The following is a 24,218-nucleotide window of genomic DNA, read 5'->3' as shown; positions in this document are numbered from 1 at the left end:
GCGTTCTTCCTTGAGCGCACCAAACCCTGCTTCACTATACGGCAATTTGATTGACGAAACGGAAACCTATGGCTGCAAAGCAGCGCGATTTCCACCCGTCTTCCCGCGCGTCGAAAAGGCGCGCCGCGTTCTAAAAGCTTGCCGCAAACAACTCTTGCCATTACTGCGAAAGAGACTCATTCCGCATACCGAAGGTAGTGATGGCAAACGCGGCGTCAATGCGCGAAGAGGCGGAAACGCTTGCCGTGAAGGCGCTGGGCTTCGTTGCCTCCGATCCGGAGCTGTTGCCGCGTTTTCTGGCGATCACCGGAATAGAGGCGCATTCAATCCGAAAGGCCGCCGGCGAGCCGGGATTCCTGGCTGGCGTCCTGCAGTTCATTCTCGCCCACGAGCCGACCCTGATGCGCTTTGCCGAGGAAACCGGCACGCCGCCGGCAGCCGTGGGCAAGGCGTTGCGCGCCTTGCCGCTCGGCGACGACAATCATGAGCGTTCCATATGAGCGATGATCCAGAGACCGCGCGCCAGATCGAGGAACTGGCGGCCGACGACCGGCCGCTGCTGGTGCTCGACGTCGACGACGTCGTGCTCGAATTCATCCGCCCCTTTCCGCATTTCCTCAAGGCGCGCGGCTATGGCCTGACACTGGCGTCCTTCCGGCTGACCGGCAATATCGCCGAAACGGCCAGCGGCCGCCTGATCGAACAGCCGGAAGTCACGGCACTTCTGGGCGATTTCTTCGATGCGCAAGCCGATTGGCAGAGCATCACCGACGGTGCCGTGGAAGCTTTGGCAAGACTTGGCGACAACGCCGAGATCGTCATGCTGACGGCCATGCCGCACAAGCATCGTGCCGTGCGCCGCGCCCATCTCGATGCCCTGGGGCTAAACTATCCGCTGCTGACCACTGAAATGGCCAAGGGACCAGCGGTGGCGAGGCTGCGCGGCAGCAGCCGCAGGCCGGTGGTCTTCGTCGACGATCAGCCGCACAATCTGGCGTCGGTGCGGGAATCGGTCGGCGACGCAAATCTCTTCCACCTGATGGCCGACAATTCGCTGCGTGCGTTCCTGCCGCCAGTCCCGGGCGATGTCATCGTCGTCCAGGACTGGCGCGAAGCCGGGCCGAAGATCGCGGGCGCGCTGGGGTTCTAAGGCAAATCGCCCAAAAGTGACTTTGGTTTCGGGATCGAGGGTTGAACCCTCAAGGGTTCAGTTTCGCCCCTGATCCGCCATTGTCGTTACCGCCATTATCGCTACCGCCACTATCGTCGCCGTTGCCATCATCCGCGCCGTTACCGTCATCGACGCTATCGTCCACTGCGGGATCGGCAGGCTTCAGCACGACACCGTTGACAGCGACCGAGCCGTCAGCCTTGGTGTTGATGACCCACTCCAACTTGCCATCCGGCAGCGTTTTGGCAAAACCCTTCGCCATGAGAGCGACAGGCACGTACTGCCCGATCTCCGGCTGCGCCTTTGCCGCCTCCTGCAGATGCGCCATGATCTTGTCGACGCCGGCGACATCGACAGTGAGACTCGCGTCGGGTTTCTGGCCGAAGCTTGTCATCTCGCCTTCCAGCGCGATCTCCATGTCTTTGTTCTTGACGGTGCTGTGATCGATAACGACCTTCGGCGTCTTGGCCAGGAAGTCGGCCTTGAGCTGGTCGCCGAATTCCGCCGACAACGGCGGTTTGTGATTGAGATCAAAGGCTTCGATAGCCTTCTTCGCCATGCTGTCGAGATCGATGTTCGCGCCGCCGAAATTCAGGTCGATATCGGTGGGCAGCAGCGCCACGCTCCAGCTTGGCAAAAGCTGCTGCGGCACGGTCAGCCCTGAAGCCTTGATGCCATAGCTGATCTTGCCGTTCTGGGAGACGCCGTCGGTACCGAAAGCGGCGCTGAGTTGGGTCGCCCCGAAAGTGCCGATCGGGCTGTCGACCGCGAAATCCTTGAAACTATACGTGCCATCGATGCGCTCCCACACCGGAAGCGCGGCGAGCAGAAGCGACTTGAGTTGCGCCTGGTTTGCCTTCAGCGTCTTCTCGTCTTCATTGGCCACGGCAAATGCCAGGAGATCGAGCAGCGGCTTGGTCTGCACGCCCTTGCCGCTGGCTTCCACCGACAATTCCGGCGACTTTATCGTGACCGGAAAATTCAGCCCGCTCTCGGGATCATTGTATTTTATCGCTTCGACGAAGCTCGAAACTTTTTGCGACGTCGTGAAATCGACGCCGCCATTGGCCGCCTTGGTCGCGGACAGGGTCGCGGTGCCCGCGCCGGCGCTCATATCGATCTGCTGCTTGGCGTCCTTCGATGCCATCGTCATGCTCGCGATCGAACTCGCGCCGCTGGTAAAGGCGGCCAGTTTCGGATCATAGACGCCGCTGCCCTTGCCGTCCTTGATCGAAAACTGTGTGCTTTGCAGCCCCTCGGGCCCGTTGAACTCGAAAGATGCGCTTTGCGAAAAATCCATCGAGACATTCCAGAACCCGTCACTGCGCGGCTTGACCAGCAGGGCGTAAGGCGCAAAGTCGAATTTCATCAGCTTCTGGTCGGGAAATGTCCCGGCCAGAGCCTTGAAATCAAAAACGATCTTGTAGGCGTTGCCTTCGACCGAAACCTTCAGGATGCCTTTGTCGAGCGCCTGTTTACCAACATAGCGGGACAGGTCATCGGACAATTGCTTCGCGCCTTGGCTGTCGACGGTCTGGCCGAAAGCGGGCGCGCTGAGCAGGAGCGCGGTAAGGGCAACTGGCAACATACGGGTCACGGCAACCTCCGTTTGGTCGAAAGGCAAAAATCTGTTCGTACTTCTGGTAGGGAAATACAATCACAACTGCAAGACAGCGATATTCAGGCGCCCAACACCAGTCGCATCAATGGCCGGCCAGCTTTGCGCTCGACGAGCCTATCGAACCCGGCCTTTTCGAACACGCGCGACGAGCCGACGAACAGCCCGATCGAGCGCGAATCGCGGGACAGGTCGATCGGGCAGGCCTCGACAAGGCGTGCCCCGCTTCTGCGGGCGAAATCGATGCCGCCCTCGACGAGGCGATGCGTAATGCCCCGTCCTCGCGCCTTGGCGCGAATGAAAAAGCAGGAGATCGCCCAAACGGCTGGATCGGAAGCATCGGCGGGATCGATCGGTGCCGAGCCCCTGCCCTTGTTGTTCCATTCGGGCACGTCGGCGCGCGGTCCGATCTGCATCCAGCCAACCGCCTTACCATCCTCGACGGCCAGCAGGCCGGGGGGCGGGCCGGCCTCGATGCGCGCCTTTATGTGGTCCTTGTTGCGTTCGCGGCTGCTCTCGCGCCGCGCCGCCGGCGCCAGCCGGAAATGCGTGCACCAGCAGCCGTAACAAGCGCCTTGCTTGCCGAAAAGGTCCTCGAATTCAGGCCAGAGCTCTGGCGTCAGCGGTACTATGATCGTGCTCATACGTTCTCCCCAGGCCAAGCTTGTCGCTGGCCCTGCACTGTCGTACCATTGCCTCTGTTCTCTTTATGTTCGCAGCGATGGCGGCCCCTGTCAACAATCCCGATTACGGTTTTTGCCGTGACTGCCTGACGTTTCAGCGCAGTGAAACGCGCCGCTGCGAGCGCTGCGGCAGCCCTCGCCTTGCCCGCCATCCGGAGCTTTACCGGCTGCATCTGGCCCATATCGACTGCGATGCCTTCTACGCGGCGATCGAAAAGCGCGACAACCCGGCGCTCAAGGACAAACCGCTGATTATAGGCGGCGGCAAGCGCGGGGTCGTCTCCACCGCATGCTACATCGCCCGTATCCGGGGCGTACGCTCCGCCATGCCGATGTTCAAGGCGCTTGAAGCCTGCCCCGAGGCCGTCGTGATCCCGCCCAACATGGAAAAATATGTGAGTGTCGGCCGCGAAGTGCGCGCCATGATGCAGGCGCTGACGCCATTGGTCGAGCCGCTGTCGATCGACGAGGCATTTCTCGATCTCGCCGGCACCGAGCGGTTGCACGGTCTGCCGCCGGCGGTGGTGCTGGCGCGCTTTGCGCAGGCCGTCGAGAAGGAGATCGGCATCACGGTTTCGGCCGGCCTCTCCTACTGCAAGTTCCTCGCCAAGATCGCGTCGGATTTCCGCAAGCCGCGCGGCTTCTCGGTCATCGGCGAGGCCGAGGCGGTCGGCTTCCTTGCGCCGCAGCCGGTGACCATGATCTGGGGCGTCGGCAAGGCGTTCAACGCCACGCTGGAGCGCGACGGCATCCGCACCATTGGCCAGCTTCAAAGGATGGAGCGCGGCGACCTGATGCGCCGCTATGGTTCAATGGGTGACCGGCTCTACCGGCTTTCGCGCGGAGAAGACGTCCGCCGCGTCGACCCTGACCAGGACGCCAAGAGCGTATCGGCCGAAACCACTTTCGACACCGACATAGCATCGCTGGAAGAACTGGTCTCGGTGCTGAGGGGCCTTTCGGAAAAGGTCTCGGCGCGGCTGAAAAAGTCAGGCATCGCCGGCCGCACCGTGGTGCTGAAACTGAAGACCCAGGATTTCAAACTGCGCACCCGCAACCGCCAGCTCGGCGACCCGACAAGGCTCGCGGACCGCATCTTTTCGACCGGCGTGGACCTTTTGCGCAGGGAAGCGGACGGCACGAAATACCGGCTGCTCGGCATCGGCGTCAGCGACCTTTCCGACGACGACAAGGCCGACCCGCCTGACCTCGTCGACCTCCAGTCGCGCAAGCGCGCCATGGCTGAAGGCGCCATCGACGCGCTACGCGACAAGTTTGGCCGCAAGGCGGTGGAAACCGGGTATACATTCGGCAGGGGTCGCGATGCCCACCCGCCGGAGCCGCTCGAGGACTGACACTGCATATGATGTATAGAGATTCAGGTCAGACACCACCTGAATATCCAACGCACCCGTCAGGTGCGCTTCAGATCGATGCGACTGGTCACCACGTTCTTGCCGGTTTTGGGATCGTGGTCGGTGACGGTCAACAGAATGCCGTCGGTGCCTTTTTTCTCCACGGTCAATTGCGAAACGCTGTTGCCATTGACCGGCTTGGCCCAGCGGATAGCGAGATTGATCGCATTGCCGGAGCGGCTGCCGTTGAGCTGCGCCGGACCAGTGCGCGATCCCACATAGACGCCACTGTATCTGGTGCCACTGGTTTTCAGATGCGCGCTGATGGCGCGGCTCATCAGGATAAGCCCGCGGCAGTTGCCGTCGAGCGACAACGAGGATGATGTCGAATCCGATTTGAATGTGCAAGAAACGCTGACGGTCGGTGCCTCTGTCGTCACCTGGACAGCCCCCTTGCCGGCGAAATTCCCCTTAAAGGACTGGAGAAATTTGCCTTCGTCCGCATATGCCGCATTGGCAGCGACCAGCAGGCACCCACAAAGCACAAATCGCGCTGGTGACATCATCGAAGCTCTCCTCCTCAGGTGTGGTCATCCATCAGGTGAACCCCACGTCTCAACGCCCCTTCCGGCATCAAGTTCCGTCTGCGACCCGACCCGTTTCGGACCGGCACAACCGCAACTGGCCCAGAAGAATGGGGCGGCTAGCGATTGCTCCGTCTGCCCGCGCCTGCGACATAGCTGACATGGCGCCCACCCCTTCACTCCCCAAAGCCGCATTCTGGATGGCACTGTCGATTGCCTCGTTCCTGGCGATGTCGGTCGCTGGCCGCGCCACGACAGCCGAGCTCAACGTCTTCCAGGTGCTGGAACTGCGTTCGGTGATCGGCTTTTTCATCCTGTTGCCGCTGGTGATGACGACAGGCGGATTTGCGGCAATGCGCACGCAGCGTCCCCTCGCCCATATCGCCCGCAATGTCGTCCACTACAGCGGTCAGGCGGCGTGGCTGTACGCGCTGACGCTGATCCCGCTGGCGGTGCTGATCTCGATCGAATTCACGACGCCGATCTGGACGGCAATCCTGGCCGTGACCTTCCTTGGCGAAAGGCTGAACCGCCCCAAGCTTGCGGCGGTCGTGCTGGGGCTGATCGGCGTGGTGATCATCGTCCGTCCCGGCGTCGACGCCATCGATCCCGGGCATCTGGTCGTGCTGGGAGCCGCGGTCTGTTTCGGCGTCTCGCTGGTTCTCGTCAAATCCCTGACGCGCACGGACAGTGTCGTGCGCATCATTTTTTGGATGCTGATCATCCAGTCGGTGCTCGGCTTCCTCCCGGCGCTTTACGTGTGGCGCACTCCACAGCTCGAACTCTGGCCATGGATCCTGCTGATCGCTTTCACCGGCATGTCGTCGCATTTCTGCATGGCCCGCGCGCTCACCTATGCCGACGCCACCGTCATTTCGCCCATGGATTTCCTGCGCGTGCCCCTGTCGGCGCTGGTCGGCTGGCTGCTCTACAGCGAGCAGATCGACGCCTTCACCGCGGGCGGTGCGCTGCTCATCCTGATGGGAAACCTGCTCAATCTGCAGCGCAAACCGATACAGCCGGCTGAAGTGGCGGCATCGTAGGCCGCGCCAGTGCGGAACGGTCTCTCGACGGAACCTTGTCCGCGGCCTTCTTGACGATCAGGGTGATACAAGCGGCGGATGCCGCCCGATGGGTGGCCGCCTGGCAAAGGCGGCGATCACACCAGTTCCACTTCGACCACGCCCGGCACCGCGCGCATCGCCGAAGCGATCTGTGGCGAGACGCGGTAGCCGCCCTGCAAGGCTATCTCGACCTCGCCCTGCGCCTCTTCCTTGATCACGATAATGCTCACCTGGCTATCACCGCGCTGGGTAAGCTGGGATTGAATCATCGAGGCCGGTCCTTCGTTCCTGACGAAAATGCGCAGCGCCTTCTGGATGCGGCTTGCCTCGTCTTCCAGCGATTGCACGGAATTGATGCGCAAATTGACGCCCTCGGGCCTGTCCTCGGCGGCGACCTGGATGACGACGGAGCGGCCGGGCTCCAGGAAGTCGCGAAACTGGGCCAATCCTTCCGAAAACAGCACGGCCTCATACTGCCCCGACGTGTCGGAGAACTGCACCACGCCCATCTTGTTGCCGGTGCGTGTCTTGCGCTCCTGCTTGGTCGTCACCGTGCCGGCAAGCCGGCCGGCGGTGGCGCCCCGCTTGACGGCGGCCGAGAACTCGCCCCAGGTCTGCACCCGCATCTTCTGCAGCGCCGCCTTGTACTCGTCAAGCGGATGAGCCGAGAGATAGAAGCCGACGACCTGGAATTCGCGATGCAGCCGGTCGGCGGCAAGCCACGGATCCGTTGCCGGCAGGTTGAGCGCCTGCGACTGTGCGCCCAACGAAGCGCCGAAAATATCGGCCTGGCCGGAAACGGCGTTCTGCTGGGCAAGTGAAGCCAGCCCCATCATCCGTTCGACGCCAGCCATCATCTGGGCGCGGTCGTGGCCAAAGCAGTCGAGCGCACCGGCCATGATCAGGCTTTCGAAAACGCGCTTGCCGACGATCTTCGGGTCGACCCTTTCGCAGAAATCGGCAAGGTTCTTGAACGGCTTTTCACCGCGCACGGCAACGATATGTTCGACTGCCGCGTCGCCGACGCCCTTGAGCGCCGCCATCGAATGATAGATGCGGTTCTCGCCGACCTCGAAGGGACGGAAACTCGTCATCACGGACGGCGCCAGCACCTCGATGCCAAGGCGCAGCGCATCCTGCCGGAAGTCTGCGAGCTTGTCGGTGTTGCCCATGTCGAGCGTCATCGATGCCGCCAGGAACTCGACCGGATAATGCGCCTTGAGATAGGCCGTCTGATAGGAGACCACGGCGTAGGCGGCGGCGTGCGACTTGTTGAAACCATAGTCGGCGAACTTGGCCAGCAGGTCGAAAATGAAATCGGCTTGCGGCTTGCTGACGCCGCGCTCGACAGCACCCGAGACGAAGCGCTCGCGCTGCTTGTCCATCTCGGCACGAATCTTCTTGCCCATGGCGCGGCGCAGAAGGTCGGCTTCGCCGAGCGAATAGCCCGACAACTCCTGCGCGATCTGCATCACCTGTTCCTGGTAGACGATGACGCCTTGTGTCTCTTTCACCAGATGGTCGATCTTGGGATGGATCGAGGCCATCTCTTCCTCGCCATGCTTTCTGGCGTTGTAGGTCGGGATGTTCTCCATCGGGCCGGGGCGATAGAGCGCGACCAGCGCGATGATGTCCTCGATGCAGTCGGGCCGCATGCCGATCAGCGCCTTGCGCATGCCGGCGCTTTCAACCTGGAAAACGCCGACCACCTCGCCGCGCGACAGCATGGCGTAGGTGTCGGGATCATCGAGCGGGATTGTCGCCAGATCGATGTCGATGCCGCGGCGGCGGATCAGTTTCACCGCCGTCTCCAGCACCGTCAACGTTTTCAGGCCGAGGAAGTCGAACTTCACCAGCCCGGCCTGCTCGACATATTTCATGTTGAACTGGGTGACAGGCATGTCCGAGCGCGGATCACGGTACATCGGCACCAGTTCCGATAGCGGGCGGTCGCCGATGACGATGCCGGCGGCGTGCGTCGAGGCGTGGCGATAGAGCCCTTCCAGCTTCTGCGCCATGTCGAGCAGCGTCTGGACGATCGGCTCCTTCTCGGCCTCCTCGGCAAAGCGCGGCTCGTTGGCGATGGCATCGGCGAGCTTGACCGGATTGGCCGGGTTCTGCGGCACCATCTTGGACAGCTTGTCGACCTGGCCGTAGGGCATCTGCAACACGCGGCCGACGTCGCGCAGCACGGCCCGGGCCTGCAGCGTACCGAACGTGATGATCTGGCCGACCTGGTCGCGGCCGTATTTCTGCTGGACATAGCGGATCACCTCTTCGCGGCGATCCTGGCAGAAGTCGATGTCGAAGTCGGGCATCGAGACGCGATCCGGATTGAGGAAGCGCTCGAACAGCAAGGAGAAACGCAGCGGATCAATGTCTGTGATGGTGGTGGAATAGGCAACCAGCGAGCCTGCGCCCGAACCACGGCCCGGACCGACCGGAATGCCCTGTGCCTTGGCCCATTTGATGAAGTCGGCAACGATCAGGAAGTAGCCGGGGAACTTCATCTTCTCGATGATGCCGAGCTCGAATTCGAGCCGCTCGCGATATTGCTCGACCGTGTAGCCCGGGGTCGGTCCATGCAGGGCAAGGCGCGCGTCGAGTCCCTCTCGCGCCTGCCGGGCGAGCTCAGCGGCCTCGGCCTTTTCGGCCGCGTCCTTGTCGGCACTGTCGCCGCCGGTGAAGCGCGGCAGGATCGGGCTGCGGTTTTTTGGGTAGTAGGAGCAGCGCAGCGCGATTTCGACCGTGTTGTCGATCGCTTCCGGCAGATCGGCGAACAATTGCGCCATATCCGCCTGGCTGCGCAGGAAATTGTCCGGCGACAGCCGGCGGCGGGTGTCGACGGCGACGACGGAGCCCTCGGCAATGGCAATCAGCGCGTCATGCGCCTCATAATCGTCGCGCGATGAGAAAAACGCCTCGTTGGTGGCGACAAGGGGAAGCTCGTGCGCATAGGCGAGATCGATCGTCGAATGTTCGATCATCCGGTCGTAGCCGGCAACCCGTTCCAGTTCGACATAGAGGCGGTCGCCGAACATCGCCTTGAGCGTCAAAAGCCGCGTCTCGGCAAGATCGCGGCGATCTTCCTTCAAGGCGCTGCCGATCGGGCCGCGTGGTCCGCCGCTGAGGCAGATCAGCCCATCAGCCTGCCCCTCCAGCATCCCGGTGGTCAGGTGCACGGCTTCGCCGGGTGGCGTTTCCAGGTAGACGCGGCTGACAAGCCTGACCAGATTGGAATATCCGGCTTCGGTCGCCGCGATCAGGACGACCGGCCGCATCTCCGGGCCCTGCCGCCGGCGGTCGCGCTGGCCGTCGCTGTTTTCGCCGGAAAAGGCGAGCGCGATCTGGCAGCCGATGATCGGCTGGATGCCGTCCTTGACCGCCTTCTGCGCGAATTCCAGCGCGCCGAAAAGATTGTTGGTGTCGGTGACGGCAATTGCCGGGGCTTCGTCTTTCAGAGCATGGCCGACGATCTTACCAAGCTGAAGCGCGCCCTCGAGCAGCGAATAGGCCGAATGCACGCGCAAATGAACGAATGGCCGCACGGGCGCCTTCGGCGGCATGGCCGCGATCACGGCTTCACGCTTCAGGGGATCGCGTGGAAGTCTTTCATCCGCCATGGTTTCTCGCGCTGCCCGTAAACTTGAGTCGATGGAGATGTATTGTCCGGGACCCGGCGATACCAGTCCAGCACAAACGACCGTCAACCACAGGCTTCGCCATCCCTGCCCGGCTGGCCTCAGTCTCTCAGGCGAATTCCATGATCACCGCGTCGACAGCCAGGCTGTCGCCCGGCTTGGCATTGAGTTTCGACACGACGAGGTCGCGTTCGGCGCGCAACACGTTTTCCATCTTCATCGCCTCGACCACGGCCAAGGTCTCGCCGGCCTTGACCTCCTGGCCCTCGGTAACGGCGATCGACACGACAAGGCCGGGCATCGGGCAGAGCAGCAGCTTCGACGTGTCCGGCGCCACCTTCTCCGGCATTAGTTTTTCCAGTTCCGCGGTGCGGGGCAGCATCGCCCGCGCGGCCACCGACATGCCTTTCCAGGCGATGCGAAGACCGTTTGCAACCGGCCGGATCTGGGCGATGACCTCGCGCGTGCCGACCGTGCCGCGCCAGATCAAGTCGCCCGGCCGCCAGTCGGACGACACGGTCAGCGCCTTGCCGCCGTCGACCGACAGATCGATTTCCATCGGAATGGAAATCATGCCCTCGAGGATGGACGCCGACAGATAATCTTCGCCGATCTTCACCACCCAGTCGCGCTTGAGCGCTCCCGAATGCGGTGCTAGGCGGCCACCCAATCGGTCCAGCCGGTCGCGGCGCAGCAGTTCCACGGCGGTGGCGATCGCGGCCAGGACGGCCTTTTCCTCGCTGTCCGGAACGATGGGCGCAAAACCATCGGGATATTCCTCGGCGATGAACCCGGTCGATATCGCCCCCTCCCGCCAGCGCGGATGCTGCATCAGTGCCGCCAGGAACGGAATGTTGTGCTCGATGCCGTCGACGACAAAGCTGTCGAGCGCTTCCGACATGGCATCGATCGCCTCGATGCGTGTCGGCGCCCAGGTGCACAGCTTGGCGAGCATCGGATCGTAGAACATCGAGATCTCCGAGCCCTCGGTGACGCCGGTGTCGTTGCGGATGACGACATCGCCGAACTGTCCTTCCTCCGGCGACCGGTAGCGTGTCAGCCGGCCGATCGAGGGCAGGAAATTGCGATAGGGATCCTCGGCGTAGAGCCGGCTCTCCACCGCCCAGCCGTTCAGTTTGATATCGCTCTGCTTCAAAGCAAGCTTCTCGCCGGCGGCGACGCGGATCATCTGCTCGACCAGATCGATGCCGGTGACGAGCTCCGTCACCGGATGCTCGACCTGCAATCGTGTATTCATTTCGAGGAAATAGAAGTTCTTGTCCTTGTCGACGATGAACTCGACCGTGCCGGCGCTCTGATAGTCGACGGCCCTGGCCAGCGCCACCGACTGTTCGCCCATCGCCTTGCGCGTCTTGGCATCGAGGAATGGCGACGGCGCCTCCTCCGCCACTTTCTGGTTTCGACGCTGGATCGAACATTCGCGTTCGCCGAGATAGAGCGCGTTGCCATGCGCGTCGGCCAGCACCTGGATCTCGATGTGGCGCGGGTCGACGACAAACTTCTCGATGAAAACACGATCGTCGCCGAACGAGCTCTTGGCCTCGGAGCGGGCCCGGTCGAACCCGTCGCGCACTTCCGACTGGTTCCAGGCGATGCGCATGCCCTTGCCGCCGCCGCCGGCCGAGGCCTTGATCATCACGGGATAGCCGATTTCGCCGGCGATCTTCTCCGCGTGGTCGGCATTCTCGATGACGCCGAGCCAGCCCGGCACCGTCGAAACCTTGGCGGCGTTGGCGAACTTCTTCGATTCGATCTTGTCGCCCATCGCCTTGATCGCCTTCGGCTTGGGACCGATGAAGACGATACCTTCCTTCTCCAGCGCCTCGCAGAAGGCAGCCCTTTCGGACAGGAAGCCATAGCCCGGATGCACTGCCTGGGCGCCGGTCTGCTTGCAGGCGGCGATGATCTTTTCAGGGACGAGGTAGCTCTGCGCGGCGGGTGCCGGACCGATATGCACCGCCTCGTCGGCCATCTCGACGTGCACGGCATCGCGATCGGCATCGGAATAGACGGCGACCGTAGCAATGCCCATCTTGCGTGCCGTCTTGATGACGCGGCAGGCGATCTCGCCACGATTGGCGATCAGGATCTTGGTGAACATGCGGATATCCCTCGGTCGGCCGTTCCTTTTATGACCTGTGCTGGCGCGGTCAAGCCGGGTGGGTCAATCGCTGCCTTTCAATCGGTTAGGGAATAAAATTCTGCGTGCTGGCCCAAGTGTGCAACCAGCTAGCAGTTGATCGTCGAGGCAAAACCTGAAAGCGTGCGCAAAAATCGCCTTTGGAGGAATTGCCTGATGAAAACGCGCGCCGCTGTCGCTGTCGCCGCCGGAAAGCCGCTGGAGATCATGGAGGTCGACCTCGACGGTCCTCAGCCCGGCGAGGTGCTGGTCGAGATCAAGGCGACGGGCATCTGCCACACCGACGAGTTCACCCTGTCGGGCGCCGATCCCGAAGGCATCTTCCCGGCCATTCTCGGCCATGAGGGCGCCGGTGTCGTGGTCGATGTCGGCAAGGGTGTCACCTCGGTCAGGAAGGGCGATCACGTCATCCCGCTCTATACGCCCGAATGCCGGCAGTGCCCGTCCTGCCTGTCCAGGAAAACCAACCTCTGCACCGCCATCCGCGCCACCCAGGGACAAGGCCTGATGCCCGACGGCTCGTCGCGCTTTTCCATCGGCAAGGACAAGATCTTCCACTATATGGGCTGCTCGACCTTTTCCAACTTCACCGTGCTGCCAGAGATCGCGGTCGCCAAGGTCAACCCCGACGCCCCCTTCGACAAGATCTGCTATATCGGCTGCGGGGTGACCACCGGTATCGGCGCCGTCATCAACACGGCCAAGGTCGAGCAAGGCGCCACCGCCGTCGTCTTCGGCCTCGGCGGCATCGGCCTCAACGTCATCCAGGGCCTGAAGCTTGCCGGCGCCGACATGATCATCGGCGTCGACCTGAACAACGACAAGAAGGAATGGGGCGAGCGCTTCGGCATGACGCATTTCGTCAATCCAAAGGAGATCGACGGCGACATCGTGCCTTACCTCGTCAACATGACCAAGCGCGGTGCCGACCAGATCGGCGGCGCCGACTACACCTTCGACTGCACCGGCAACACCAAGGTGATGCGCCAGGCGCTGGAAGCCTCGCACCGCGGCTGGGGCAAGTCGGTCGTCATCGGCGTCGCCGGTGCCGGCCAGGAGATCTCGACGCGGCCGTTCCAGCTGGTCACCGGCCGCAGCTGGATGGGCACCGCCTTCGGCGGCGCGCGCGGCCGCACCGACGTGCCCAAAATCGTCGACTGGTACATGGACGGCAAGATCCAGATCGACCCGATGATCACCCACACGCTGAAGCTCGAGGACATCAACAAGGGGTTCGACCTCATGCATGAGGGCAAGTCGATCCGAAGCGTCGTCGTTTACTGAAGACAGTCACACGCCGCCAGCCAACCGGCCAGCGACCTCTGTGGCGAAACCTGGGAGGAGAAGAAATGGCGGAGAAACTGCATCCGAAAATCGACAATGGGCTGCCCAAGGAAAGTGCGAGCTTTGCCGGCGGCACGCTGGTCTGCCTTTGCACCAGCAATCCGGTGAAGGTGAAGGTCAAGGGCCAGATCGCGCACAATCATGCTTGCGGCTGCACCAAATGCTGGAAGCCCGAAGGCGCCGTATTCTCGGTGGTCGCGGTTGCCGGCACTGGCGATGTCACCGTCACCGAGAACGGCGACAAGCTCAAGGTGGTCGACCCGGCAGCGCTCATCCAGCGCCATGCCTGCACCGGCTGCGGTGTCCACATGCACGGGCCGGTCGAGCGCGATCATCCGTTCAAGGGCCTGACCTTCATCCACCCCGAGCGCTTCGAGGAGGATGGCTGGTCGCCGCCGGGCTTCACCGCCTTTGTCTCCTCGATCATCGAATCCGGTGTCGATCCGGGTCGTATGGACGGCATTCGCGGCCAACTGAAGTCGATCGGGCTCGAACCCTATGATTGCCTCAATCCCGGGCTGATGGACTACATGGCCACCTGGATGGCCAAGAGGTCTGGCGCCCTGCCGGCATGATTGCTGTGAAATTCCGTGCGGGGCCGGATATGTTTCCGGCCCCGCACGTCCTGGAGTGACAATGTCCGCACCCGCCATCTACGTCGATGCCGACGCATGCCCGGTCAAGGCCGAGGTCGAGAAAGTCGCCGACCGCCATGGCATCGTCGTCACCCATGTCTCCAATGGCGGCCTGCGTCCATCACGCGACCCGATGATCCGCAACGTCGTGGTGTCGAAGGGCGCCGACGCCGCCGATGACTGGATCGTCGAGAACGCAAAGCCCAACGATATTGTGGTGACAGCGGATATTCCGCTTGCCGCCCGCTCGGTAGCGCTTGGTGCGCATGTGCTTGGGCCCACCGGACGTCCCTTCACGCCGGAAACGATCGGCATGGCGGTTGCCATGCGCGACCTCAAGCAGCATTTGCGCGAGACAGGCGAAAGCAAGGGCTACAATGCAAGCTTTGCGCCCCAGGATCGGTCCCGGTTCCTTGGCGAGCTCGACCGTATCTTGCGGCGCGCGCTGAAATCCGCCACACCCAGCTAAAAGCAATTCCAGGAAAAGTGCATAGCGGTTTTCCGTCCGGAATTGCGTCAAACAAGAGACAAAGCAATTCCAGCAAAAGTGCGCAGCGGTTTTCCGTCCGGAATTGCGTCAAAACAAGAATTAGCGATTCGCCGTTTCGGTGAAACGGTGAACTGTTCTAGAAGCAGAGCGCCATCCAGGGTGGAGACCGCCATGGCCGCCGAAACGCCTCCAATCAAGAAGCCGATGCAGCGGCACATGCTGTTTGTAATGTCGGCGTGTATCGGTGTCTTTGCGTTCCTTGTGGCGTTGCTCCTACATGCCCCGCTTGCCTATTCGATCGGTGCCAACGCCTTCTTTGCCGCCTATGTCATACTGGTCGTCGCCCAGATGCCGAAGTTCAGCGGCACTTATCTCAGCAAGAATGCGCGCGCCACCGATCAGCCAGTGCTGGTTATCTTCGCGGTCACGCTCGTCGTCGTCGGCCTCGCCATCATCTCATTGTTCCTGTTGATCAACCAGAAGGACAAAGGCCATCCCATCGAGCTTGGCTTCGCGCTGCTGTCGATCCCGCTCGGCTGGTTCACCATCCATGCCATGGCCGCGCTCCACTATGCCCATGTCTACTGGATGGACGGCGAAGAAGTCGATGCCGGAACCAAGAAGAAAATCCCCGTCGGGGGCCTGCTGTTTCCCGGCGAAAAAAGGCCGGAAGGCTGGGATTTCCTCTATTTCTCCACCGTCATTGGCATGACCGCGCAGACCGCCGACACCAACATCTCGACGACGCATATGCGCCGGGTCGTGCTTGCCCACTCGATCCTGTCGTTCTTCTTCAACACCGTCATCGTCGCTGCCGCCGTCAACCTCGCCGTCAGCCTGGGCGGTTCGTAATAAATCCGTGATCGGATGAAACATCGGTTTGGATCGCGACGTATCAGGAGGACAATGGACGCGCAGGTCGCGCCCAAGGGAGATGAGACAAGATGGAACCCCTTGCCAGAAGCCAATCCGAAATTGGAACGCGCGTTCCCGCTTCGGGTGACAAGACGCTGATCTACCGTCAGTCGCGCTGGACGCGACTGACGCACTGGATCTGGGCCATCTCGCTGTTCTTCATGCTGCTTTCCGGCCTGCAGATCTTCAATGCCCGGCCGCAGCTCTATATCGGCAAGCAATCCGGCTTTGGCTACAACAACACTATCTTCGAGATCGGCGCCGAGAACACCAATGCTGGCCCACGCGGCTACACCGCGATCTTCGGGCACCGCTTCGACACGACTGGCGTTCTCGGCTGGTCAGGTCCGGCCGGTAGCGAGACAGCACGCGGTTTCCCTTCCTGGGCGACCATCCCCTCCTACTATGATCTCGGAACGGCCCGCGTCGTCCACTTCTTCTTCGCCTGGATCCTGACGACGACCTTGATCGTCTGGCTGGTCGCCAGCTTGATCAACGGCCATATCCGGCGGGATCTCACCCCGCGCCTCGACGACCTCAAGCGCTTGCCACAGGACATCGTTGATCATGCCAGGCTGAAGTTCCACCACACGCGCGAATACAACACTCTGCAGAAGATGGCCTATGGCGGCGTCCTCTTTGTTCTGCTGCCGCTGATGGTCATCACCGGTCTTGCGATGTCGCCCAGCATGAACTCAGTACTGCCGTTCCTCAACGACCTGCTCGGTGGTCGGCAGACGGCGCGCACCATCCATTTCACCGTCATGGCGCTGCTGGTCGCCTTCTTCGTTATCCACATCCTGATGATCCTCGCCGCCGGACCGATCAACGAGCTGCGTTCCATCATCACCGGCTGGTACCGCACTGATCCCCCAGTGCATGACGACAAACCCGCCGAGAGGAGTGCGTGACATGGCAAAATTCGAAATCAGCCGCCGCAAGTTTCTGACCGCCGCGAGCCTTGGCGCCTCCGGCATCATGCTGTCGGGTTGCGACGCCTTCGACAGTCAGCTCGGCATCGGCGGCGGCCTGCGCGGTTTCCTCGAGAACGCAAATGGCCTGACGTACCGCGCGCAACGCCTGCTCGCCGGACGCGATAGGCTGGCGCCGGAATTCACGGAAGCCGACATCCGCCAGCCGCAGCGGCCGAACGGTGTCACCGCGCCGGATGACGATATCTACAAGGGCCTTCTCGCCAACAATTTCGCCGACTGGCGATTGGAGGTTTCAGGCCTTGTCGAGAAGCCGCTGTCGCTCAGCCGTGAGCAGTTGCAGAACATGCCGAGCCGCACCCAGATCACGCGTCACGACTGCGTCGAGGGCTGGAGCTGCATCGCCAAATGGACCGGCACACCATTGTCGCTGGTGCTGGACCAGGCCGTCGTCAAGCCGCAGGCGCGCTACGTGATGTTCCATTGCCTCGACACGATCGACCGCGGCCTGTCCGGCGACGTGAAATATTACGGCACGATTGATCTGATCGACGCTCGCCATCCGCAGACGATCCTTGCCTACGGCCTGAATGGCAAACCCTTGCCGGTCGAGAATGGCGCGCCGCTGCGCGTCCGCGTCGAGCGCCAGCTTGGCTACAAGATGCCGAAATATCTCTCCAGGATCGAACTGGTCGACGGTTTCGCCGGCGTCGGGGGCGGCCGCGGCGGCTATTGGGAAGACAATGGCTACGACTGGTATGGTGGTATTTGACAGTCAGAGAGAGAATAGTGGCCTGACATCGACGGCTTAACAGCCAATACTCAAGCAACCTTTTCGAGCAGCGGCTTTAGAGCTGGATGAATCTCCGGCGAGGCATGCTTGATCAGGGTCAGCAATGCGCGCTCGTTTTCGTAAGGGGCCGATTCAGCCCGATATGCTCGACCAGCCATTTGGCTTCGCCGGCATCGATCGTTTCGGCGCGCCGGGCCAAGGCCTCCGCTGCCCTGTTCTTCGCCTCCCATTCGGCTTCGATGTCATCCGGGGACCGGTAGGCCTCGATGATGCCGGCAAGGCCACCGGAGACCATGCGGTTGAAGAAGCCGCCGATTTCCACATCCGCATGCTCAAGGAAAGTTTCCTGGCGCAAAGCCACGTCACGAGTCGGCGCTTCATAGCCGGCCGAGCACATGACGAAGTTGGCGATTGCCTTGACGAACAACTCGTTCCAGGAAGGATCGTTGTTGGCTTGGGCGGTCTGTTCATTGATCCTGAACAGCACCTCGGCCTCGCCGCGGGTAATGGCGATGTTGCCGTCACCGCCATGGGCATAGAGGATGCGGCGCAGCAGGTCGACTTCCGCCTTGGCGACCAGTCCGGGGACCAGCGCACCGCCCAGCATCAGCGGCCCCTTGCCGTCGACAACGGCGTGGGCGACCTGCTCCAGGGCATAAACGCAAAGCCGGTCCGGCGATGATTTCGCCTCTTCCAGCACATGGACCAGCAATTCGAGTTCGGTCCGGCTGTCGACCATGCCGTCTCGCGAGATCGTGCGGATCAGCCAGTCGGCGTTGTCCTGCGAGATGTAGCCCTCTGGCCTTTCCTGATGGACGATGTAATCGGTCACCGCCTCGACAAAGAATGGCGCCCACTCCGCGCATTTGTCCCGCGCCGTCTGGTCGAGCGCGAACAAGGCCTCGGCCTCGCCGCGCGTGACCACACCATCGGCGAACACGTCGCGGCGCAGCATCACGACATCCTGTGGAGTAATGCTAATCTTTGATGTCAGCCCCGCCACCCGCGCGCTCATGATTGATCCGCCCATTCGTCGCCCCATCCGCCTCACATCAGCCTGCTATATCAGGAGTGTCTTGAAAAACCGGCAAACGGTGTGGTTAGCGAAGGCTTGCCGCATCGGAACAAATACCCGAAGCGCATCGCCCAAACCCGTTCAGCGCTTCGCGCTTTAGATGTCGCTGGGAGGTGACAAGGTGTCGCCGACGGGCTATGGATGGCGCGTCGAGGACTCAGGCTTTGAGTCCTACCTGTTTGCGGGAGAGAGCAGCGAGAGCTGCCGCCGAAGGGGAAATCGCCCGAAATCTCTCAGGCAAAAGAACCGTGGACGGGAAAGACACTCTGGAAAGTCGGGGCTTGCCCCCGCGCCGAAGGTGTAAGCGCCGCTGACAGAGTTCCGGCTGCGCGAGTCTCTCAGGCTTCAGACAGAGGGGCACGGACTGGTCGCCATTCGCGGCCGATTGCGTGCGACTCTGGAGACGACATGACGGGCGACAACGATAAACACCTCCCCCTTGAGGATATCCACACGGCCGCAGGCGCGCGCTTCGGCGCCTTTGCAGGCTGGTCGATGCCGCTGACCTACCCGGCCGGCGTCATGAAGGAACATCTGCATACCCGCGAGCACGCGGGTCTCTTCGACATCTCGCACATGAAACTGTTCGAGGTCAGTGGGCCGCAAGCCGTTGCGCTGCTCGACCGCGCCTGCCCGCTGGATGCCGGCGCGCTCGAAATTTCGCAATCCAAACTGACGTTCTTCCTCAACGAAGCCGGCGGCATTCTCGACGACCTGATCGTTACCCGGCTCGGCGCCGATCGCTTCATGGTGGTCGCCAATGCCGGCAACGCCGTCGCTGACGAAAAGCACCTGCGCGAACTTGCAGCCGGTTTCGACGCCATGGTCGAGCCGCTCGACCGCGTCTTCCTGGCCATCCAGGGGCCCGAGGCCTGGGCAGCGCTGTCCCGTGCCGGGATCGAAACCGGCTCATTGCTGTTCATGCACGGTGTCGAACCCAGGAAGAACTGGTTCATGAGCCGGTCCGGCTATACCGGCGAGGATGGTTTCGAGATCGGCCTGCCGGAGCCCGACGCGCGCGACCTCGTCGCGAAGCTGCTGGAAGATGAGCGCGTGCTCTGGATCGGTCTTGCCGCGCGCGACAGCCTGCGGCTGGAAGCCGGACTTTGCCTGCATGGCCAGGACATCACACCGGAGACAGACCCCGCCGCGGCGGCGCTGATGTGGGCTATTCCGAAGGAGATCAGGGCTTCCGGCGCCTTTATCGGCGCCGATGCCTTGCGCGCCGCCGTGGAACGCGGCCCGGCGCAAAAGCGCGTCGGGCTGAAGCCGGAAGGACGCCAGCCGGTGCGCGCCGGCGCGGCGCTGTTTGACGCCGACGGCCATCCTGCCGGCCATGTGACGTCGGGCGGCTTCGGCCCCTCGGCCAGCCATCCGGTCGCCATGGGCTATGTCGTGGCGCCGCTGGCAAAGCCCGGAACACGGATTTTCGCCGACGTGCGCGGCACGAAAATCCCTGTCGACGTCAGTTCCCTGCCCTTCACGCCTCATCGCTACCGCAAAGGATAATCTCATGGCAAAGACCTATTTCACCGCCGATCACGAATGGCTCAGCGTCGAGGGTGGCATCGCCACCGTCGGCATCACCGACTACGCGCAGGAGCAGCTCGGTGACCTCGTTTTCGTCGAACTGCCCGAGACCGGCCGGAAGCTTGCCAAGGGCGATACCGCGGTCGTGGTCGAATCCGTCAAGGCCGCCTCCGACGTGTACGCGCCGGTCGACGGCGAAATCACCGAGGCCAACGGCACGCTGTCGTCCGACCCGTCGCTAGTCAATTCGGCGGCCACCGGCGCCGGCTGGCTGTGGAAGATGAGGCTCGCCGATGAAAGCCAACTTGCCGGCCTCATGGACGAGACCGCCTACAAAGCCCATATCGGCTGATAGCAGGACGATAAAAATGACCGCAGCACCTACCCCCTTTTTCGCCCGCCATATCGGCCCCGGCATCAATGACGTCAGAGCCATGCTGGCCGTCATCGGCGTTCCTTCCGTGGAAACGCTGATCAGCCAGGCCGTGCCAAGATCGATCCGCCTCGACCAGCCGCTGGCCCTGCCCGCGCCGGCCAGCGAAGCCGAAGCGCTGGCCGAATTGTCGGCGACCATGGCCAGGAACACGGTGCTGAAGAGCTTCATTGGCGCCGGCTACCATGGCGTCCACGTGCCGCCGGTCATCCAGCGCAATCTGCTCGAGAACCCGGCCTGGTACACGGCCTATACCCCTTACCAGGCGGAGATCAGCCAGGGCCGGCTGGAGATGCTGTTCAATTTCCAGACCTTGGTCACCGAGCTGACCGGCCTGCCGGTCGCGTCAGCCTCGCTGCTCGATGAGGCAACGGCGGTGGCCGAAGCCGTCGGTATTGCCTTGCGCCACCATCGCGACAAGCGCACCAAGGTGGCGCTTGCTGGCACACCGCATCCGCAGACGCTGGATGTTGTGCGCACGCGCGCCGAGCCGCTCGGCATCGAGGTCGACGGCGAGACGATCGACGACAACACCGCCGCCCTGCTCGTCTCCTGGCCGGATACGTTCGGCGTCTATGGCGACCATAAGGCCGCGATCGAGAAGGCCCGCGCGACCGGCGCAGTTGTCGTGTTCATCGCCGATCCGCTTGGCCTGACGCTCACCGACGCGCCGGCGAAACTCGGCGCCGACATTGCCGTCGGCCCCATGCAGCGCTTTGGTGTGCCGATGGGCTTTGGCGGCCCCCATGCCGCCTACTGCGCCGTTTCCGACAGACTGACGCGGCTGATGCCCGGCCGCCTCGTCGGCCAGTCGACCGACAGCAAGGGCCGGCCCGGCTATCGGCTTGCCTTGCAGACACGCGAACAGCACATCCGCCGCGACAAGGCGACGTCCAACATCTGCACCGCACAGGCACTGCTCGCCAACATGGCGACCGCCTACGCGATCTGGCACGGCCCCGCCGGGCTGCAGGCGATTGCCGGCCGCATCCATGGGCTCGCCAACCGCCTTGCAGCGGGCCTGAAGGCCGCTGGCCTGCCCGTGCTCGGCACAAGCCGCTTCGACACGGTGACGGTTGAGATGAAGGGCAAGGCGAAAGCGATCGCCACGGCCGCCGAAGAAACCGGCCGGCTGCTGCGCGTCATCGACGCCGACCATGTCGGCATCAACTTCGACGAAACCTCGACCGAAGCCGATCTGGAGGCGATCGCCGCGCTGTTCGGCGCCAAGGCAGCCGGCGCTGTCGACGGCAGCATGCCTGGAAAAGGACGCGGCAAGGAGTTTCTCACCCAGCCGGTGTTCCACGAAAATCATTCGGAAACCGAAATGATGCGCTTTCTGCGCCGGTTGGCCGACAAGGATCTTGCGCTCGATCGCGCCATGATCCCGCTCGGCTCCTGCACCATGAAGCTCAATGCCGCGGCCGAGATGATGCCGGTGAGCTGGCCAAGCGTCGCCAATTTGCACCCTTTCGCGCCGGCCAGCCATTCGGCGGGCTATCGCGCCATGGTCGGCGATCTTGAGAACTGGCTGTCGGAGATCACCGGCTTCGACGCGGTAAGCCTGCAGCCCAATGCCGGCAGCCAAGGCGAATATGCCGGGCTGCTGGCCATCCGCGCCTATCACCGCTCGCGTGGCGAAGGCCATCGCACGGTCTGCCTGATCCCGTCCTCCGCGCATGGCACCAATCCTGCCAGCGCGGCGATGGCGGGCATGAGCGTTGTCGTGGTGCGCTGCACCGAGGACGGCAATATCGACATGGACGATCTCAGGGCCAAGGCCAACGAGCATTCCAGGAATCTCGCGGCGCTGATGTTCACCTATCCCTCGACGCATGGCGTCTACGAGGAAGGCGCGCGCCACCTCTGCGCCCTTATCCACGAGCATGGTGCCCAGGTCTATTTCGATGGAGCCAACCTCAACGCCCTGGTCGGCCTCGCCCGCCCCGGCGACATCGGCGCCGACGTCTGCCACATGAACCTGCACAAGACGTTCTGCATCCCGCATGGCGGCGGCGGTCCCGGCGTCGGCCCGATCGGCGTCAAGGCGCATCTGAAACCCTATCTGCCGGGCCATATTACCGAAGGCTCAGGCCATGCCGTGTCGGCCGCACCGTTCGGCAGTGCTTCCATCCTGCCGATCACCTGGATGTACATCCGCATGATGGGCGCTTCCGGTCTCAGGCAGGCGACGGAGACCGCCATAATCTCGGCCAATTATGTGGCGACGCGGCTCGCGTCGTACTTCCCGCTTCTTTACAAGGGCAGGAGCGATCGTATCGCTCATGAATGCATCCTCGACACCCGCGTGCTCAAGGAGAGCGCGGGCATCAGCGTCGATGACATCGCCAAACGGCTGATCGACTATGGCTTCCATGCACCGACCATGTCGTTCCCGGTCGCCGGCACGCTGATGGTCGAGCCGACGGAATCCGAGCCGAAAGGTGAACTCGATCGCTTCTGCGAGGCCTTGATCGCGATCGCCGGCGAAGCGGCGAAGGTAGCAAAGGGCGAATGGCCCTTGGCCGACAACCCGCTGGTCAACGCGCCGCACACTGCCGCCGAGGCGCTGGCCGGCACGTGGACCCATCCCTATTCGCGGCTGGAGGCGGTCTATCCCGCGGGCAACGTGGATACCGCCGCAAAATACTGGCCGCCGGTGTCGCGCATCGACAATGTCGCGGGCGACCGCAATCTCGTCTGCTCCTGCCCGCCGCTGTCGGACTATCTGGGTGCGGCCGAATAGTAGTCTCTCGGCCTAAGCCGAACGCAAGGCCGGCTTGACCGGCTCGGCCTTGCCCATCAGCCCTTGTTCAGCAAGGCGAGATTTGCGTTGACAACCGTCGGATCGGCCATGCCGGCCTTGGCCTCGAGCAGCAGCGCCCTGGCTTTCTTCTTGTTGCCGCGCAATAGTTGCGAATAGCCCATATTGTTGACGATCTGCGGCCGGCGGCCGGCGACTTTCAGGAGCTGGTCGTAGGCGCGGTCGGCGAAGTCGAAGCGGCCGAGCTCGTCATAGGATGCGGCAAGCCCCATCCAGGCCTCCGCACTGTCGGCCTTCAATTCGACGGCCTTGCGGAAATGCTGTTCGGCCAGACCATAATTGGCGTCGCGAAACTGCGCTTTGCCCTGTGCCAGATCGGAGGTGTCGATGTTTTTTGCCGCGGGCTGAATGGCCGTAGTCTTGGTCGTGTCGACGTTGTTGTTCGTCGTACACCCGGTGATCATAAGGACGACCGCCATGGTGGCCGCCGCCGCAAAATTTCCCTGACGCATGCCCTGCCCCGTCGCCCGATTTGTCGGGTCGTTCTTCAGCAAGGACACTACAGCACAGCGGTTAAGCTTCGGTGCCGAAATGCAGCTAAGATTCGGTCTCCGAAAAACCGGCCATTAACCACCACCAGGTGCCGGCCAAACAACGGGACGGTGGCAACCCGGCTGACCGTCATTCCAGTTGGTGAGACGTTTGAGTTCGGCTCGGCCCAGCGGTCGCTTCGCCTGCGCGATTCGTTCGATGGCCAGGCTTACGCGCGGCGTCTGCCGGGCAATGCCGGGCTTTGGCGCGACCGCTTCGACGGATGTGACGATGCCGCGCGCGACAAGGCCCTGGCCGCCTCATTCTCGCCGGCGAATAGGAAAATCGCATCGCCCTCGGCGACATGCTTGCCGCCATACATCGTCTTTCGCGCGGCGAAGGCGAATGTCGTCGCGCCGGGGTTGGCAATTTTGGCCTTGATCGCGAACGCCATGCTTGTGGATTGCTCCGCGGACACGCTGGATTGAGTTCAGGCCGA

20 protein-coding genes, 1 pseudogene and 1 riboswitch are annotated in these 24,218 nt (G+C 62.7%); of the genes and pseudogenes, 14 read left to right on the top strand and 7 right to left on the bottom strand.

The genetic code is table 11. The features are described 5' to 3' along the window. Window positions 1–200 precede the first annotated feature (200 nt). Window positions 201–500, top strand: coding sequence for a DUF3572 domain-containing protein (locus FJ938_RS21115; protein WP_140610111.1), 300 nt, complete (start codon window positions 201–203; stop codon window positions 498–500). Further along, window positions 497–1,150: a hypothetical protein gene (locus FJ938_RS21110; protein WP_140697019.1), complete on the top strand. Its 654-nt coding sequence runs from the start codon at window positions 497–499 to the stop codon at window positions 1,148–1,150. Before FJ938_RS21115 ends, FJ938_RS21110 begins: the two co-directional genes overlap by 4 nt. A 49-nt stretch (window positions 1,151–1,199) precedes the next feature. On the opposite strand, the gene FJ938_RS21105 is transcribed toward FJ938_RS21110, so the two are convergent. Both FJ938_RS21105 and FJ938_RS21100 read right to left on the bottom strand, forming a co-directional pair. After that, window positions 1,200–2,759, bottom strand: a complete 1,560-nt coding sequence (locus FJ938_RS21105; RefSeq protein WP_140697057.1) for a hypothetical protein — start codon at window positions 2,757–2,759, stop codon at window positions 1,200–1,202. Between the two features lie 92 nt (window positions 2,760–2,851). Then, complete coding sequence (locus FJ938_RS21100) at window positions 2,852–3,433, bottom strand: GNAT family N-acetyltransferase (protein WP_140697017.1); 582 nt, start codon at window positions 3,431–3,433, stop codon at window positions 2,852–2,854. Between the two features lie 65 nt (window positions 3,434–3,498). On the opposite strand from FJ938_RS21100, the gene FJ938_RS21095 reads away from it, so the two are divergent. Continuing rightward, entirely contained in the window at window positions 3,499–4,827 is a 1,329-nt protein-coding gene (locus FJ938_RS21095; RefSeq protein WP_140697014.1) for a DNA polymerase IV, read from the top strand. 59 nt (window positions 4,828–4,886) lie between these two features. Here the strand turns inward: FJ938_RS21095 and FJ938_RS21090 are convergent, their stop codons facing one another. After that, window positions 4,887–5,393, bottom strand: coding sequence for a hypothetical protein (locus FJ938_RS21090; RefSeq protein ID WP_140697011.1), 507 nt, complete (start codon window positions 5,391–5,393; stop codon window positions 4,887–4,889). 179 nt (window positions 5,394–5,572) lie between these two features. On the opposite strand from FJ938_RS21090, the gene FJ938_RS21085 reads away from it, so the two are divergent. Beyond that, window positions 5,573–6,454, top strand: a complete 882-nt coding sequence (locus tag FJ938_RS21085) for a DMT family transporter (RefSeq protein WP_140697008.1) — start codon at window positions 5,573–5,575, stop codon at window positions 6,452–6,454. A gap of 116 nt (window positions 6,455–6,570) precedes the next feature. Here the strand turns inward: FJ938_RS21085 and dnaE are convergent, their stop codons facing one another. Continuing rightward, window positions 6,571–10,041 carry a DNA polymerase III subunit alpha gene (gene dnaE / locus FJ938_RS21080; RefSeq protein ID WP_181169150.1) on the bottom strand — a complete coding sequence of 1,157 codons (3,471 nt, stop codon included), beginning with the start codon at window positions 10,039–10,041 and terminating at the stop codon, window positions 6,571–6,573. Window positions 10,042–10,225: 184 nt separating this feature from the next. Next, window positions 10,226–12,238 carry an acetyl/propionyl/methylcrotonyl-CoA carboxylase subunit alpha gene (locus tag FJ938_RS21075; RefSeq protein ID WP_140697002.1) on the bottom strand — a complete coding sequence of 671 codons (2,013 nt, stop codon included), beginning with the start codon at window positions 12,236–12,238 and terminating at the stop codon, window positions 10,226–10,228. A gap of 195 nt (window positions 12,239–12,433) precedes the next feature. Here FJ938_RS21075 and FJ938_RS21070 point away from each other — a divergent pair, with 195 nt between their 5' ends. From FJ938_RS21070 to FJ938_RS21045, 6 genes are all read left to right on the top strand, one after another. Further along, window positions 12,434–13,561, top strand: a complete 1,128-nt coding sequence (locus FJ938_RS21070) for an S-(hydroxymethyl)glutathione dehydrogenase/class III alcohol dehydrogenase (protein ID WP_140693774.1) — start codon at window positions 12,434–12,436, stop codon at window positions 13,559–13,561. A 65-nt stretch (window positions 13,562–13,626) separates the two neighbouring features. Beyond that, window positions 13,627–14,196, top strand: coding sequence for an S-(hydroxymethyl)glutathione synthase (gene gfa / locus FJ938_RS21065; RefSeq protein ID WP_140696999.1), 570 nt, complete (start codon window positions 13,627–13,629; stop codon window positions 14,194–14,196). Window positions 14,197–14,257: 61 nt separating this feature from the next. Then, window positions 14,258–14,725: a YaiI/YqxD family protein gene (locus FJ938_RS21060; RefSeq protein ID WP_140696996.1), complete on the top strand. Its 468-nt coding sequence runs from the start codon at window positions 14,258–14,260 to the stop codon at window positions 14,723–14,725. A gap of 192 nt (window positions 14,726–14,917) precedes the next feature. Further along, window positions 14,918–15,598, top strand: coding sequence for a DUF1345 domain-containing protein (locus FJ938_RS21055; protein ID WP_140696993.1), 681 nt, complete (start codon window positions 14,918–14,920; stop codon window positions 15,596–15,598). Window positions 15,599–15,690: 92 nt separating this feature from the next. Further along, complete coding sequence (locus tag FJ938_RS21050) at window positions 15,691–16,572, top strand: cytochrome b/b6 domain-containing protein (RefSeq protein ID WP_140696990.1); 882 nt, start codon at window positions 15,691–15,693, stop codon at window positions 16,570–16,572. 1 nt (window position 16,573) lies between these two features. Next, a complete protein-coding gene (locus FJ938_RS21045) occupies window positions 16,574–17,365 on the top strand; it encodes a molybdopterin-binding protein (RefSeq protein ID WP_140696987.1) in 792 nt (263 codons plus the stop codon). 50 nt (window positions 17,366–17,415) lie between these two features. Here FJ938_RS21045 and FJ938_RS21040 read toward each other — a convergent pair. After that, a pseudogene (locus tag FJ938_RS21040) lies at window positions 17,416–18,416 on the bottom strand (hypothetical protein). Between the two features lie 217 nt (window positions 18,417–18,633). Then, window positions 18,634–18,720: riboswitch (glycine riboswitch) on the top strand. A gap of 149 nt (window positions 18,721–18,869) precedes the next feature. Between FJ938_RS21040 and gcvT the strand changes: the two are divergent. The 3 genes from gcvT to gcvP are packed head-to-tail and all read left to right on the top strand — an operon-like array spanning window position 18,870 to window position 23,170. Then, on the top strand, window positions 18,870–19,970 hold the full coding sequence (gene gcvT, locus FJ938_RS21035) for a glycine cleavage system aminomethyltransferase GcvT (protein ID WP_140696984.1): 1,101 nt from the start codon (window positions 18,870–18,872) through the stop codon (window positions 19,968–19,970). A gap of 4 nt (window positions 19,971–19,974) precedes the next feature. Further along, a complete protein-coding gene (gene gcvH, locus FJ938_RS21030) occupies window positions 19,975–20,343 on the top strand; it encodes a glycine cleavage system protein GcvH (protein ID WP_140696981.1) in 369 nt (122 codons plus the stop codon). 16 nt (window positions 20,344–20,359) lie between these two features. Then, window positions 20,360–23,170: an aminomethyl-transferring glycine dehydrogenase gene (gcvP, locus tag FJ938_RS21025; protein WP_140696977.1), complete on the top strand. Its 2,811-nt coding sequence runs from the start codon at window positions 20,360–20,362 to the stop codon at window positions 23,168–23,170. Between the two features lie 56 nt (window positions 23,171–23,226). On the opposite strand, the gene FJ938_RS21020 is transcribed toward gcvP, so the two are convergent. Beyond that, window positions 23,227–23,700 (bottom strand): tetratricopeptide repeat protein, encoded by a 474-nt coding sequence (locus FJ938_RS21020; protein WP_140696974.1) that lies wholly within the window; start codon window positions 23,698–23,700, stop codon window positions 23,227–23,229. A gap of 150 nt (window positions 23,701–23,850) precedes the next feature. Here FJ938_RS21020 and FJ938_RS29575 point away from each other — a divergent pair, with 150 nt between their 5' ends. Beyond that, complete coding sequence (locus tag FJ938_RS29575) at window positions 23,851–24,207, top strand: hypothetical protein (RefSeq protein WP_181168914.1); 357 nt, start codon at window positions 23,851–23,853, stop codon at window positions 24,205–24,207. Window positions 24,208–24,218: the final 11 nt, after the last annotated feature.

The sequence above is a fragment of the Mesorhizobium sp. B2-4-14 genome (assembly GCF_006442155.1).
Lineage (GTDB): Bacteria > Pseudomonadota > Alphaproteobacteria > Rhizobiales > Rhizobiaceae > Mesorhizobium.
The sequence above is the reverse complement of the archived record's forward strand: the minus strand, read 5'-3'. Positions and strand labels throughout refer to the sequence as shown.

Excerpts from the sequence above, each read along its gene's own strand:
- FJ938_RS21115 (WP_140610111.1), top strand. The coding sequence starts at position 201 with ATGGCAAACGCGGCGTCAATGCGCGAAGAGGCGGAAACGCTTGCCGTG.
- FJ938_RS21110 (WP_140697019.1), top strand. The coding sequence starts at position 497 with ATGAGCGATGATCCAGAGACCGCGCGCCAGATCGAGGAACTGGCGGCC.
- FJ938_RS21105 (WP_140697057.1), bottom strand. The coding sequence starts at position 2,759 with ATGTTGCCAGTTGCCCTTACCGCGCTCCTGCTCAGCGCGCCCGCTTTC.
- FJ938_RS21100 (WP_140697017.1), bottom strand. The coding sequence starts at position 3,433 with ATGAGCACGATCATAGTACCGCTGACGCCAGAGCTCTGGCCTGAATTC.
- FJ938_RS21095 (WP_140697014.1), top strand. The coding sequence starts at position 3,499 with ATGTTCGCAGCGATGGCGGCCCCTGTCAACAATCCCGATTACGGTTTT.
- FJ938_RS21090 (WP_140697011.1), bottom strand. The coding sequence starts at position 5,393 with ATGATGTCACCAGCGCGATTTGTGCTTTGTGGGTGCCTGCTGGTCGCT.
- FJ938_RS21085 (WP_140697008.1), top strand. The coding sequence starts at position 5,573 with ATGGCGCCCACCCCTTCACTCCCCAAAGCCGCATTCTGGATGGCACTG.
- dnaE (WP_181169150.1), bottom strand. The coding sequence starts at position 10,041 with ATGCCGCCGAAGGCGCCCGTGCGGCCATTCGTTCATTTGCGCGTGCAT.
- FJ938_RS21075 (WP_140697002.1), bottom strand. The coding sequence starts at position 12,238 with ATGTTCACCAAGATCCTGATCGCCAATCGTGGCGAGATCGCCTGCCGC.
- FJ938_RS21070 (WP_140693774.1), top strand. The coding sequence starts at position 12,434 with ATGAAAACGCGCGCCGCTGTCGCTGTCGCCGCCGGAAAGCCGCTGGAG.
- gfa (WP_140696999.1), top strand. The coding sequence starts at position 13,627 with ATGGCGGAGAAACTGCATCCGAAAATCGACAATGGGCTGCCCAAGGAA.
- FJ938_RS21060 (WP_140696996.1), top strand. The coding sequence starts at position 14,258 with ATGTCCGCACCCGCCATCTACGTCGATGCCGACGCATGCCCGGTCAAG.
- FJ938_RS21055 (WP_140696993.1), top strand. The coding sequence starts at position 14,918 with ATGGCCGCCGAAACGCCTCCAATCAAGAAGCCGATGCAGCGGCACATG.
- FJ938_RS21050 (WP_140696990.1), top strand. The coding sequence starts at position 15,691 with ATGGAACCCCTTGCCAGAAGCCAATCCGAAATTGGAACGCGCGTTCCC.
- FJ938_RS21045 (WP_140696987.1), top strand. The coding sequence starts at position 16,574 with ATGGCAAAATTCGAAATCAGCCGCCGCAAGTTTCTGACCGCCGCGAGC.
- gcvT (WP_140696984.1), top strand. The coding sequence starts at position 18,870 with ATGACGGGCGACAACGATAAACACCTCCCCCTTGAGGATATCCACACG.
- gcvH (WP_140696981.1), top strand. The coding sequence starts at position 19,975 with ATGGCAAAGACCTATTTCACCGCCGATCACGAATGGCTCAGCGTCGAG.
- gcvP (WP_140696977.1), top strand. The coding sequence starts at position 20,360 with ATGACCGCAGCACCTACCCCCTTTTTCGCCCGCCATATCGGCCCCGGC.
- FJ938_RS21020 (WP_140696974.1), bottom strand. The coding sequence starts at position 23,700 with ATGCGTCAGGGAAATTTTGCGGCGGCGGCCACCATGGCGGTCGTCCTT.